The organism is Pseudomonas sp. H3_A02, from assembly GCF_054671965.1.
Map to the genome: position 1 here is coordinate 6,245,990 of NZ_CP162807.1, position 12,437 is coordinate 6,258,426.

General features: G+C 61.9%; 13 protein-coding genes. 2 read left to right on the forward strand and 11 right to left on the reverse strand.

Features of this window, described 5'->3' with window-relative positions; genetic code table 11:
* Positions 1 to 283 precede the first annotated feature (283 nt).
* From pcaC to pcaR, 11 genes are all read right to left on the reverse strand, one after another.
* Positions 284 to 676: a 4-carboxymuconolactone decarboxylase gene (gene pcaC, locus AB4N80_RS27435; RefSeq protein ID WP_122566795.1), complete on the reverse strand. Its 393-nt coding sequence runs from the start codon at positions 674 to 676 to the stop codon at positions 284 to 286.
* Positions 677 to 686: 10 nt separating this feature from the next.
* Entirely contained in the window at positions 687 to 1,487 is an 801-nt protein-coding gene (gene pcaD, locus AB4N80_RS27440) for a 3-oxoadipate enol-lactonase (RefSeq protein WP_305470067.1), read from the reverse strand.
* Between the two features lie 12 nt (positions 1,488 to 1,499).
* Positions 1,500 to 2,864, reverse strand: a complete 1,365-nt coding sequence (locus tag AB4N80_RS27445; RefSeq protein WP_354336263.1) for a 3-carboxy-cis,cis-muconate cycloisomerase — start codon at positions 2,862 to 2,864, stop codon at positions 1,500 to 1,502.
* Positions 2,865 to 3,070: 206 nt separating this feature from the next.
* The gene (locus tag AB4N80_RS27450) at positions 3,071 to 4,369 is read right to left on the reverse strand and encodes an MFS family transporter (RefSeq protein WP_460079857.1); all 1,299 of its coding nucleotides are present in this window, start codon (positions 4,367 to 4,369) and stop codon (positions 3,071 to 3,073) included.
* Positions 4,370 to 4,561: 192 nt separating this feature from the next.
* Positions 4,562 to 5,128 carry a protocatechuate 3,4-dioxygenase subunit alpha gene (pcaG, locus tag AB4N80_RS27455; RefSeq protein WP_122566799.1) on the reverse strand — a complete coding sequence of 189 codons (567 nt, stop codon included), beginning with the start codon at positions 5,126 to 5,128 and terminating at the stop codon, positions 4,562 to 4,564.
* 1 nt (position 5,129) lies between these two features.
* Positions 5,130 to 5,834: a protocatechuate 3,4-dioxygenase subunit beta gene (gene pcaH, locus AB4N80_RS27460; RefSeq protein ID WP_122566800.1), complete on the reverse strand. Its 705-nt coding sequence runs from the start codon at positions 5,832 to 5,834 to the stop codon at positions 5,130 to 5,132.
* A 37-nt stretch (positions 5,835 to 5,871) separates the two neighbouring features.
* Positions 5,872 to 7,077, reverse strand: coding sequence for a 3-oxoadipyl-CoA thiolase (pcaF, locus tag AB4N80_RS27465; protein ID WP_205929615.1), 1,206 nt, complete (start codon positions 7,075 to 7,077; stop codon positions 5,872 to 5,874).
* Positions 7,074 to 7,853 (reverse strand): CoA-transferase subunit beta, encoded by a 780-nt coding sequence (locus AB4N80_RS27470; RefSeq protein ID WP_053182625.1) that lies wholly within the window; start codon positions 7,851 to 7,853, stop codon positions 7,074 to 7,076. The genes pcaF and AB4N80_RS27470 overlap by 4 nt, the downstream gene beginning before the upstream one ends.
* Positions 7,850 to 8,710, reverse strand: a complete 861-nt coding sequence (locus AB4N80_RS27475) for a CoA transferase subunit A (RefSeq protein WP_018610924.1) — start codon at positions 8,708 to 8,710, stop codon at positions 7,850 to 7,852. Before AB4N80_RS27475 ends, AB4N80_RS27470 begins: the two co-directional genes overlap by 4 nt.
* Positions 8,711 to 9,046: 336 nt before the next feature.
* Positions 9,047 to 10,393, reverse strand: a complete 1,347-nt coding sequence (locus tag AB4N80_RS27480) for a 4-hydroxybenzoate transporter PcaK (protein ID WP_122566802.1) — start codon at positions 10,391 to 10,393, stop codon at positions 9,047 to 9,049.
* Between the two features lie 141 nt (positions 10,394 to 10,534).
* The gene (gene pcaR, locus AB4N80_RS27485) at positions 10,535 to 11,377 is read right to left on the reverse strand and encodes a pca regulon transcriptional regulator PcaR (protein WP_003184507.1); all 843 of its coding nucleotides are present in this window, start codon (positions 11,375 to 11,377) and stop codon (positions 10,535 to 10,537) included.
* A 182-nt stretch (positions 11,378 to 11,559) separates the two neighbouring features.
* On the opposite strand from pcaR, the gene AB4N80_RS27490 reads away from it, so the two are divergent.
* Both AB4N80_RS27490 and AB4N80_RS27495 read left to right on the forward strand, forming a co-directional pair.
* A complete protein-coding gene (locus tag AB4N80_RS27490; RefSeq protein WP_122566803.1) occupies positions 11,560 to 11,853 on the forward strand; it encodes a hypothetical protein in 294 nt (97 codons plus the stop codon).
* A gap of 96 nt (positions 11,854 to 11,949) precedes the next feature.
* Positions 11,950 to 12,150, forward strand: a complete 201-nt coding sequence (locus tag AB4N80_RS27495) for a hypothetical protein (RefSeq protein ID WP_003184509.1) — start codon at positions 11,950 to 11,952, stop codon at positions 12,148 to 12,150.
* The last annotated feature ends 287 nt before the right edge of the window (positions 12,151 to 12,437 follow it).

Genomic DNA, 12,437 nt, shown 5'->3' on the forward strand with positions numbered 1-12,437 from the left:
AAATGTGTACTCACTGAAGATCCAGTGTGGGAGCAAAGCTTGCTCGCGATATAGCGGTGGGTCAGTGGCATTTCTGTTGAGTGTGGCATTGCATCGCGAGCAAGCTTTGCTCCCACAGTCTTGACTCCCACAGGGAGTTTGGGGGTGAACGCAGATCCGGTGACCAGTAAAAATCCATGTGGGAGCGAGCCTGCTCGCGATGGCGTCATCACATTCAACATCGTCGCCAGCTGACCCACCGCTATCGCGAGCAAGCTCGCTCCCACAGGGGTTGGGGTGATGCTTAAGTCCGGGACTCGACACCCAGTTCATCCCAGACCGATTCGGCCAGGTGGAAGGTGGCATTGGCCGCCGGAATGCCGCAGTAGATGGCGCTCTGCATGATCACTTCCTTGATCTCGCTACGGCTCACGCCGTTGTTGGCAGCGGCGCGCAGGTGCAGCTTGAGTTCTTCGTTGCGGTTCATGCCAATCAGCATGGCGATGGTGATCAGGCTGCGGGTATGGCGCGGCAGGCCCGGGCGGGTCCAGATGTCGCCCCAGGCATGGCGGGTGATCATCTCCTGGAATTCGCTGTTGAATTCGGTCAGGGCATTGAGGCTGCGATCGACGTGGGCATCGCCCAGCACCGCGCGGCGTACTTGCATGCCTTCGTCGTAACGTTGTTTCTCGTCCACAGAAAACTCCTCAGGCCCGGCCAGAATCAAGCAGGAAATCCAGCACCCGCGTGCTGAACGCCGCGCCAGCCTGGACGTTGGACAGGTGCGCGGCATGGAACTCGGCGTACTCGGCCCCACTGACCCGCTCCTGGATAAAGTGCCCACCCGACGGCGGTGTCACGGCATCTTCGGTGCCGGCGATCACCAGCAGCGGCACGCGGATCGATGACAACTGCTCGCGGAAATCGGCATCGCGCACCGCCGCACAGTTGGCGGCATAACCCTGGGGCGAGGTCGCGGCCAGCATGTCAGTGATTTTTTTTGCCGTCGCAGGCTGGGCCTCGGCAAAGTCCGGGGTAAACCAACGGGCAATCGAGGCGTCGCGCAACGCCACCATAGCATCCTTGCCGTCACGCAGCACGGTTTCGATGCGTGGGTTCCACACCGACGGGTCGCCTATCTTGGCAGCGGTGTTGCACACCACCAGTTTGCGCAGGCGCTCGCCAGCATTGATGCCCAACCACTGGCCAATCAGCCCACCCATGGACAAGCCACAGAAATGCACCTTGTCGATGCCCAGGGCATCGAGCATCGCCAGCACGTCGCGGCCCAGTTGTTCGATGCTGTAGGGGCCTTCGGTCACCAGCGACTGACCATGACCACGGGTGTCGAAACGCAGCACGCGAAAGTGTTCGCTGAAGGCCACGACCTGCTCGTCCCACATGTGCAAATCGGTGCCCAGGGAGTTGGAGAGCACCAGCACCGGGGCGTCTTGCGGCCCGTCCAATCGGTAATTCAGATCGCCCTCGGCGAGTTTGACGAATCCCACAACAATCTCCTTTCAGGCGTTCAAGGCAAGGTGTTCGGCCACGGCTCGGGCGACCCAAGTCTGGGCTTGTCCGAGGTAATGGGCCGGGTCAAGCAAATGATCAAGCTCGGTCGCGGATAGCTGCGCGGTGACCTGGGGTTCGTCCCCCAGCACCTCGCGTAGATGCCGCTGTTCGGCCACGGCGCGCTTGCAGCATTGCTCCAGTAAATGATGCGCCGTGTCGCGTCCCACACGCTGGGCCAGAACGATGCTCACCGCTTCGGCCAACACCAAGCCCTGGGTCAGTTCCAGGTTGCGGGCCATGCGCACAGCATCCACTTCCAGCCCTTCGGCCAGCAGCCGCGCCTGTTGCAAGGCACCGGAGACCAGGCAGCAGATTTCCGGCAGGGTTTCCCATTCGGCGTGCCACAGGCCCAGGCTGCGCTCGTGTTCCTGGGGCATGGCGCTGAACAGCGTCGACAACAAACCTGGTACTCGCGTCGCTGCGCCGATCAGCACGGCCGCGCCCACCGGGTTGCGCTTGTGCGGCATGGTGGATGAACCGCCCTTGCCCGGCGCGGAGGGTTCGAACGCTTCGCCGGCCTCGGTTTGCATCAACAGGCTGATGTCGCGGCCCAATTTGCCCAGGCTGCCGGCGACCAACCCCAGCACCGCGCCGAACTCCACCAGGCGGTCACGCTGGGTGTGCCACGGCTGTTCCGGCAGGGTCAGTTGCAGTTCGGCGGCCAAGGCTTCGGCGACCGGCAGCGCCTGTTCACCCAATGCGGCGAGCGTTCCGGAGGCACCGCCGAATTGCAGCACCAGCAAGCGCGGCTTGAGCTCCCGCAAGCGTTGGCGACTGCGAGTGACAGCCCCCAACCAACCGGCGATTTTCATGCCCAGGGTCACCGGCGTCGCGTGTTGCAGCCAGGTGCGCCCGGCCAACGGCGTGGCGGCATAACGTTCGGCTTGTCGGGCCAGGGTGGCGGCCAGTTGCGCCAACTCGCCCTCGATCAAGCCCAACGCCTGGCGCAGTTGCAGCACCAATCCGCTGTCCATCACGTCCTGGCTAGTGGCGCCCAGGTGCACGTAGCGTTCGGCTTCGGCGCTCTGGGTGGCGATGCGCTTGCCCAACGCCTTGACCAGCGGAATCGCCGAATTGCCGGCACTGGCAATCGCTTCGCTCAATGCCGAAAAATCGTACAACTGGGCACGGCAGGCGTTCTCGATCGGCGCCACCGCGTCCTGGGGGATCAACCCTACCCGTGCCTCGGCCCGGGCCAGCGCGGCCTCGACATCCAGCATGGCCTGGACCCGCCCCGCATCGCAGAACACCTCGCGCATGTCGCGGGCCGTGAAGTAGGCATCGAACAGCTGATTGCCCGGTCGTTCGCTCATAAACAATCCTTCGGAAGGTGGATGCCTCTGTGGCCAGAGATTGCTCCTGCTGGGCTGCGCAATAGCCCCCTCAGCAGTCAACACAATCTGTCAGCCATAACGGGTTGCTGATATTTAGGGCCGCTTCGCGCCCCAGCGGGGATAAATCCCCTCGCCACAGCAAGCTCCCTCGCCACAATGAATCTAACAAGCCTTAGGTGCATCACTCACAGGTCGTGGTGCAAATACGCCGGTTGCTTGGGCAGGCGGAAGCTGAACAGGAACGCCACCACCATCATCACCGTGACATACCAATAAAAGGCGTTCTCCATGCCCTGGGCTTTCAGGCTCAAGGCGACGTATTCGGCCGATCCGCCAAAAATCGCATTGGCCACCGCATAGGCCAACCCTACTCCCAGCGCCCGCACTTCAGGTGGAAACATCTCGGCTTTCACCAGGCCACTGATGGAGGTGTAGAAACTGACGATCGCCAGCGCCAACGTGATCAGGACAAACGCCAGGAACGGGCTGCTGATGCTTTTGAGGGTCAGCAGGATCGGCACCGTGCACAACGCCCCCAGGGCACCGAACCAGAGCATGGAGTTACGCCGGCCGATCTTGTCCGCGAGCATGCCAAACAGCGGCTGCATGCACATATAGAGAAACAGCGCGCCGGTCATGATGTAGCTGGCGGTCTTGGCGTGCAGGCCGGCGGTGTTCACCAGGTATTTCTGCATGTAGGTGGTGAAGGTATAGAAAATCAGCGAGCCGCCGGCGGTGTAGCCCAGTACGGTAATGAACGCCGCCTTGTGGTCGCGAAACAGCGCCGTAATGCTGCCGGCGTCCTTGTTCTCGCGCATTTCCTTGCTGCTGGTTTCCTTCAGGGAACGCCGCAGCAACAGGGAAATCAACGCCGCAGCCGCCCCCACCACAAATGGGATACGCCAGCCGTAGGCGCGCAATTCATCTTCGTTGAGAAACTGTTGCAGGATCACCACCAGCGACACCGCCAGCAGTTGCCCGCCGATCAGTGTCACGTACTGGAATGAGGCGAAAAAGCCACGTTGGCCCTTGAGGGCGACTTCGCTCATGTAGGTGGCGGTGGTGCCGTATTCGCCGCCCACCGACAGGCCTTGCAGCAAACGCGCGAACAACAGCAGTACCGGCGCCCAGACGCCGATGTCGTTGTAGGCGGGCAGGCAGGCGATGAGCAACGAGCCGAAGCACATCATCAGCACCGAGATCATCATCGAATTCTTGCGCCCGTGACGGTCCGCCACTCGACCGAAAATCCAGCCACCAATGGGTCGCATCAGGAACCCCGCGGCAAACACACCGGCCGTGTTGACCAGTTGCACCGTCGGGTTGTCCGAGGGGAAGAACGCCGGGGCGAAATAAATCGCGCAGAACGCATAGACGTAGAAGTCGAACCATTCGACCAGGTTGCCGGATGAAGCACCGACGATGGCGAAGATGCGCTTGCTGCGCTCTTCACCGGTGTAGTGACTGCTGATTGGGATGGTCATGGGTTTGTTCACTCGTTAGGGACTGACGAATTCTAGACACACTTCGTAACACTCCCGTTCCACAGTATTGCATTGCCTGTACTGGCACCCTGTGGGAGCGAGCTTGCTCGCGATGAGGGCGGCACCATCAATAATGGATGCAAGCTGACCCACCGCTATCGCGAGCAAGCTCGCTCCCACAGGTGCAATTACTCAGTAGTCGAAGAACACCGTCTCGGCATCCGTTCCCTGCAGGATTACGTTCCACTGATACACGCCCGACGCATCAGGCTTGCTCACGATAGTGGCGCGACGTTCTTCGGGCACGCAGGCCAGCAGCGGGTCGGTTTCGTTGGCCGGTTCGCCGTCGAAGTAGATGCGCGTCAGCAAATGCTTGACCAGCCCGCGTGCGAACACCAGCACCACCAGGTGCGGTGCCTGGGTCGTGCCTGCCAACCCCGGTACGGTGCCCGGCTTGATGGTGGTGAAGCGAAAACGCCCTTCGGCATCCACCGGCACCCGGCCGAAGCCTTCGAAGTGCGGGTCCAGGGGTTTGTCCTGGTCGTCTTCCGGGTGAGCGTATTTGCCGGCGGCGTTGGCCTGCCAGACTTCCAGCATCGCGTCGTTGACGAACTGGCCGTTACCGTCGACCACCTGCCCGGTGATCGCCACGCGCTGGCCGAGGGTTTGTGCGACGGTCAGGTCTTCGCGGTTCAGCCAGGTCAGGCCGATGTGGTAGTACGGGCCAACGGTGTGGGACGTGGTGGCGGTGAGCGTCATCTTATTTCTCCATCGGCGTGGCATCGCGGCCGCGCAAGACGATGTCCCAGCGGTAACCGAGGGCATAGTGAGGGACGGTTTTTTCCAGGTCGAAACGGGCGATCAGGCGTTCTTTGGCGCGGGTGTCCGGCACGCAGTTGTAGATCGGGTCGTATTCGAGCAACGGATCGCCCGGGAAATACATCTGCGTCACCAGGCGCGTCAGAATGCTCGGCCCGAACAGTGAGAAATGGATATGCGCCGGGCGCCAGGCGTTGTGGTGGTTGCCCCACGGATAAGCGCCGGGCTTGATGGTCTGGAACTGATACCAGCCGTCGGCGTCGGTGACGGTACGACCGGTGCCGGTGAAATTCGGGTCCAGCGGCGCATCATGGTTGTCACGGTCATGGTTGTAGCGACCGGCGGCGTTGGCCTGCCAGATCTCCACCAGGATGCCCGGCACCGGCTGGCCGTGCTCATCCAGCACGCGCCCGTGAATGATGATCCGCTCCCCCAGTGGCTCGCCGGCATGCTGGGCGGTCAGGTCGTGGTCCTTTTCCTGCAAGCGGTCGGCGCCGACAGTCGGGCCGGTAATTTCCGACAGCGAATGCGGCAGGAACACCAATGGCTTGGACGGCGAGCGCAGGTTGGTGGACTGGTACGGCGGGTGCAGATACTCCGGCTGGGTGCCCGCTTGAGGGCGACGATAACCAGGCTTGTCAGTCATGTAGCATTCCTCGGTTTCTTATTAGTAGAGCGACGCGTCAGACGCGTTCGATTGCCAATGCCAGACCCTGGCCGACGCCGACACACATGGTCGCCAGGCCTTTCCTGCCGCCGGTCTTTTCCAGATGGTGCAGCGCCGTCATCACCAAGCGTGCCCCACTCATGCCCAGTGGATGACCGAGGGCGATGGCGCCACCGTTCGGGTTGACCTGCGGCGCATCGTCCGCCAGCCCCAAATCACGCAGCACCGCCAGGCCCTGGCTGGCAAACGCTTCATTGAGTTCGATCACATCGAAATCCGCGACGGCCAGGCCCAGGCGTTCAGTAAGCTTGCGCACCGCCGGCACCGGGCCGATGCCCATCACCCGAGGCGCGACACCGGCACTGGCCATGCCCAGCACTTTGCCCCGCGGCGTCAGGCCATGTTTTTTCACCGCTTCGGCCGATGCCAGGATCAACGCCGCCGCGCCATCGTTCACACCCGAGGCGTTGCCGGCGGTGACGGTCTTGTCCGGGCCATTGACCGGTTTGAGTTTGCTCAAGGTCTCCAGCGTGGTGTCGGCGCGAGGATGTTCGTCCTGCTCGACCACGGTTTCGCCTTTTTTATGGGTGATGCGCACCGGTACGATTTCTTCGGCGAAAAAGCCTGCTGCCTGGGCCGCCGCCGTGCGCTGTTGGCTGCGCAAGGCGAAAGCGTCCTGGTCGGCGCGGGACACGGCGTAGTCATCGGCCACGTTATCGGCGGTCTGGGGCATCGCATCCACGCCGTACTGGGCTTTCATCAACGGGTTGATGAAGCGCCAGCCGATGGTGGTGTCTTCCAGTTTCATGTTGCGGGAGAACGCGGTGTCGGCCTTGCCCATCACGAACGGCGCACGGGACATCGACTCCACGCCGCCGGCAATCGCCAATTCCATCTCGCCGCTGGCGATGGCGCGGAACGCCGTGCCAATGGCGTCCATGCCCGAGGCGCAAAGACGATTGAGGGTCACGCCGGGAATGCTTTCCGGCAGGCCCGCCAACAGCAGCGCCATGCGCGCCACGTTGCGGTTGTCTTCGCCGGCCTGGTTGGCACAGCCGAGGAACACCTCGTCCACGGCACTCCAGTCCACCGATGGGTTGCGTTCCATCAACGCCTTGATCGGCACGGCCGCCAGGTCATCGGCGCGCACGGTGGACAAACCGCCGCCAAACCGACCGATGGGGGTTCGAATCGCATCACAGATATAAACGTCGCGCATCAGGCTTCTCCCGGTGCCTGGCCGTGGGCCGCCGCGGTGCGAGCTTCCAGGTCGCGCAGGGCGCGCAGCTCCACCTCGGTCGGCTCGGCGGTGGTTTGCACCTGGTCGGCGAAACGGATCGCCCATCCAGTGGCCGCAATGACTTGTTCGCGGGTCACGCCGGGGTGCAGCGCGGTGACCACGAATTCATGACTGCCGGCTTCCGGCTCCATGATGCACAAGTCGGTGATGATGCCCACGGGCCCTGCGCCCGGCAGACCGAGACGCTTGCGCGAATCGCCACCTTCACCATGGCCGACCGAGGTGATGAAATCCAGCTTGTCGACAAACGAACGCGCGGACTGCTTGAGGATGATCAACACACTCTTGGCCGAGCCGGCGATTTCCGGTGCGCCACCGGCACCCGGCAGGCGGACTTTCGGCTGGTGGTAGTCACCCACCACCGTAGTGTTGATGTTGCCGAAACGGTCGACCTGGGCCGCGCCAAGAAAACCGACGTCGATACGCCCGCCCTGCAGCCAGTAGCGAAAAATCTCACCGGTCGGTACGACGGTATCGGCGGTTTCCGCCAGCTCACCGTCGCCGATGGACAGCGGCAGCACGCTGGGCTTGGCACCGATCGGGCCGGACTCGTAGATCAGCACGACGTCCGGCGACGAGGTCAAGCGCGCCAAGTTGGCTGCTTTCGACGGCAGGCCGATGCCAACGAAGCACACGGCATTGTTTTTCAAGCGACGCGCCGCGGCGACGGTCATCATTTCGTTGGTGGAGTAGGTCATGGTTTCACCTGCGAAGCGGCTGCCAGTCTGGCCTGGAATTCACTGAAGTCTTTAGTGCCATGGATGTATTCGTTGATCCAGGCGGTAAAGGTCTCACGGTCCCGGGCGATCGGGTCCCACGCCTGGTAGAAACGGTTGTCACGCTCGGTGTAACCGTGGGCGTAGGACGGATGAGCACCGCCCGGTACGTGGCACACCGCGCTCAACGCCCAGGTCGGCAGCACGCAGGCGTTCATCGGCGCATTCAGGTCGTCGACGATTTCTTCCACGGTGACGATGCAACGCTTGGCGGCCAGGGCGGCTTCTTTCTGCACACCGAGGATGCCCCACAGCAGCACGTTGCCCTTGCGGTCGGCTTTCTGGGCGTGGATCACCGTGATGTCCGGGCGCACCGAAGGCACGGCGGCCAAGACTTCACCAGTGAAGGGACAGGTCACGCTCTTGATCAGCGGGTTGACCTTCGGCAGGTCGGAGCCGGCGTAGGCCCGCAACACCGCGAATGGCAGGCCGGAGGCGCCGGCGACGTAGGCGTTAGCCAGGTCGGCGTGGCTGTGTTCCTCGATCTCCAGCGGGTGCGGCCACTGTTTCTCCACGGCATCGCGCAAGCGGTGCAACGACCCGACGCCAGGGTTGCCGCCCCAGGAGAAAATCAACTTGCGAGCACAACCGGCGCCGATCAACTGGTCATAGATCAGGTCAGGCGTCATGCGCACCAGGGTCAGATCTTTCTTGCCCTGGCGAATGATTTCATGACCCGCCGCCGTAGGAATCAGGTGAGTGAAGCCTTCGAGCGCGACGGTATCGCCGTCGTTGACGAATTGCTTCACCGCGTCGTGCAGCGAAAGGATTTCAGCCATGGGGCAGGCTCCCGTTTTCCAGTAGACCGACATGAAGAAAAAAGCGCGAGGTTAAGCGCCGAGGTGACTGAAGATTAAGCTTCGGGATAACGCCAAACAATCCGATAATCGACTGAGTGTTCGTTTATCGAACAGATTGTTGTTTGGCTATCGATCTACCAAAGTACACGGAGCCCCCCCGTGAGAGCAGACCCTGTGGGAGCCGAGCTTGCTCGCGATGGTGATGTGTCAGCGATGGATACATGCCTGATCCACCGCTATCGCGAGCAAGCTCGGCTCCCACAGGGATCCTGCCTGCCCACAGTTTTGTCTTCCCACAAGGGTTATGCCGTTGGCTCAGGTCGCATCCGCATGGCTGACCATGCCCTTGATCACCACCGCCGTGGTCGCCAGGGCGGCGGGGATGACCAGCGCGGTCAGGACCTGCTCGAAATTCCAGCCCAGGCCAAGCAGGGTCGCGCCCATCCAGGCCCCGAGGATCGCCCCGAAGCGACCGATACCCAGCATCCACGAGACGCCGGTGGCCCGGCCCTGGGTCGGATAGAAACGCGCCGCAAGGGAAGGCATCGCCGATTGCGCGCCGTTGACACACATGCCCGCCACCAGCACCAGGGTAGCGAGCAAAGTGATATTGCCCAGGCTCTGCCCCACCGCGTAGGCAAACACCCCGGCCATCAGATAGAACAGGCCGATGACCTTGTGCGGATTGAACCGGTCCATCGCCCAACCCACGAAGACGGCGCTCAACACGCCGCCGAATTGAAACAACGCGCCGATAAACGCGGACTGTTCCATGCTCGCGCCGCTGTCGCGCATCAAGGTCGGCAGCCAACTGGTCAGCAGGTAGACGATCACCAGCCCCATGAAATAGGTCAGCCACAGCAGCAAGGTGCCGGCGCTGTAGCTGCCGGAGAAAATCACCGCCAGTACGTTACGGGCTTTCACGGTTTTCTGTTCCGGCACACTGAAGCTCGCCGCTTGGGCCACGGTATGCGGCTCGATGGGTGCCAGGGTCTTGCGCACTTTGTCGGTACCGCGATTGCGCACCACCAAGTAACGCGCCGACTCCGGCAGCCAGAACAGCAATACCACCGCCAGGATCAACGGCAGGATCCCGCCAATCAGCAGCAGGCTGTGCCAGCCAAACGCCGGTATCAGCTTGGCGGAGATGAACCCGCCGCCGGCCATGCCCAGGTTGAAACCGCAGAACATGCTGGTCACCAGCAAGGACTTCTTGCGCTCCGGGGTATATTCCGAGAGCAAGGTGGTGGCGTTCGGCATGCCGGCGCCTAAACCCAGGCCAGTCAGGAAACGCAAGACCAGCAATTGATCGACGTTAGTGCTGTAGGCCGACGCCAGGCTGAACGCGCCGAACAGCAGGACCGCGCCCACCAGTACGACTTTTCTCCCGAAGCGGTCAGCCAGCGGCCCTGAGCCCAGTGCGCCAAACACCATGCCGATCAGCGCGGCGCTCATCACCGGGCCGAGGCTGGCGCGATCGATGCCCCAGTCCTGGGATAAGGCCGGGGCGATGAACCCCATGGCCGCGGTGTCGAGGCCGTCAAGGAACACAATCAGGAAACAGAGGATCACCACCCGCCACTGATAGCGCGAAATGGGTTGGGCATTGATAAAGGACTGCACGTCGAGGCAGTTGCCTACGGAGGTCTGGGGCTGGTTCATTTTATTTTTATTCCACGCAAGAAACGCAGGCGAACGAATCAGAGACCGGCGAAACACGCCGGATGACGCTGCGCGACATTAATGAGGCCAGGCAAATACCGTCAATTCATCGTCGCCGACTGTGTGCGTTTATCGAACAGCTTAAGTGAACAGTTGCGCGCTCAGGTCGCGACTGGCCCCCAGCAAGCCTGGCAGGAAGCGCTGTTCCAGCTCATTGCGGCTGACCCGCCCAGCATGGGTGCTGACGTTGAGCGCGGCCACCACTTGGCCGGAAGCGTCGTACACCGGCACGGCAATCGAACGCAGGCCCTGTTCCAGTTCCTGGTCGACGATGCACCAGCCCTGCTGGCGCACCTGTTGCAGGCATTCGAGCAACGCCTCGGGTGTATGCAAAGTGCGGCTGGTCTTGGCTTGCAGGTCGGCATGGTCGAGGTAATCGCGCAACGAAGCGTCATCCAGGGCCGCCAGGAGAATCCTGCCCATCGAGGTGCAATAGGCGGGAAGGCGCCCGCCCACCGACAGGTCAACCGAGATCAGGCGCTGGGTGGTGGCGGAACGGGCGATATAGAGGATGTCGTCGCCTTCAAGCGTGGCCATGTTGCAGGCTTCGTGCAGTTGCTCGCTCATGCGGTCCAGGTACGGCTGGGCAGAAACGGCCAGGGGCGTGGAGGACAGATAGGCGTGACCGAGGGTCAACACTTTAGGCAACAGCGAATAGGTACGCCCGTCCGTGGTGGCGTAGCCAAGCTTGATCAAGGTATGCAGGCAACGTCTGACGGCGGCGCGGGGAATTTCCGTGCGATGGCTGATCTGGGCGATGGTCAGGTGCCGCTTGCGCTCCTGGAAGGCCTGGACCACGGCCAACCCGCGGGCCAAGGAGGTCATGAAGTCAGGATCGCCGGTCAGCGCCTGGATTCGCTTGGCCGGCGAGGCGACGATCGGTGGCGCGACGGAAGTGAAGGCATTGCGCAATTGGTCGTTCATGTCTGATCCTTCCCCGGAAGTGACGGCTATTCAAACGGCTGCACGATGGGCAAGCAAGGGCTGCCGGCCAAGATCGTTCGATTATCGAACCGTCGACCGATAATCGCAATCAGACCCGTGTGTTGGCCAGCCGCGCGTGCGTTCGCCAGTAAGTCGAAGGAAACAGTGACACGCGGTTTGCCGTGAAGGGGCTGGCGATATTTGAACTTGTTGGCCTCAATGGCATCTGGTTACTGGCACTCGCCGGCATCTTTCTGCAAGCTGTGATACAAGTTGCACATACAAACATGAGTTCACACAACAACAACGTCTTTTACTTTTTCCCGATAGTGTTATTCGGCTGGACCGCTATAATGCAAAACAGCGACGGTACGGCCAATCGACCGTTCCCGTACGCAGGCATCGTGGTCGCTACCCCGGTGCCCGAAGCACCTTCATGGTCGCTTCCCCTGTTTGGTAACAACGCGAAGCCCTGATGCTACGTCAGCTGTCAGCTCTGGTGCCGTGGCCGTCTGCATGTCCACATGCAGTGCGTATCACCAGATTCAACTTCAATTAATTTAGGTAAAACTGTGACGAAAGACGAACTGCGCGCGGAACTTGAGCGCCAGGAACAACGTTACAAGGAAGTTTACGGCGGGGAAGTCACCACCTACGCCGCGCAACCTGAACCGGAACGCAAGCCTTGGCGTAAGCGCGCCACCGTTCAGGACCAGGCCTTCACCCAGGAACTCCAGAAAATGGAAAAAGAACTCAAAGCCGAAGAGCAGTGACGCTCCGGGCCCGATGTTCTTGTGAAGAGGTCTCCGGCCACCACCCAGGCCGGAAACCGTAGCGCACGCCCGCCATGAGCGGGCCGCCATCCGCTCCCGTCCGACGGTCGGGAAGGGTCATGGCCGACCTCCTTTTCAGATATTTCATACAATCCCTCGAGGCGTCCTACCGCTGGCGGTGATCCCGGCCAGATGCGCTTTGCCCCCCTGAATCAAGGGGTTACGCGTCCCGCGGAAAACCTCGCCCTTGAGGCTTTCCTACAAATTATTTCGTTGAAGAATGTTAC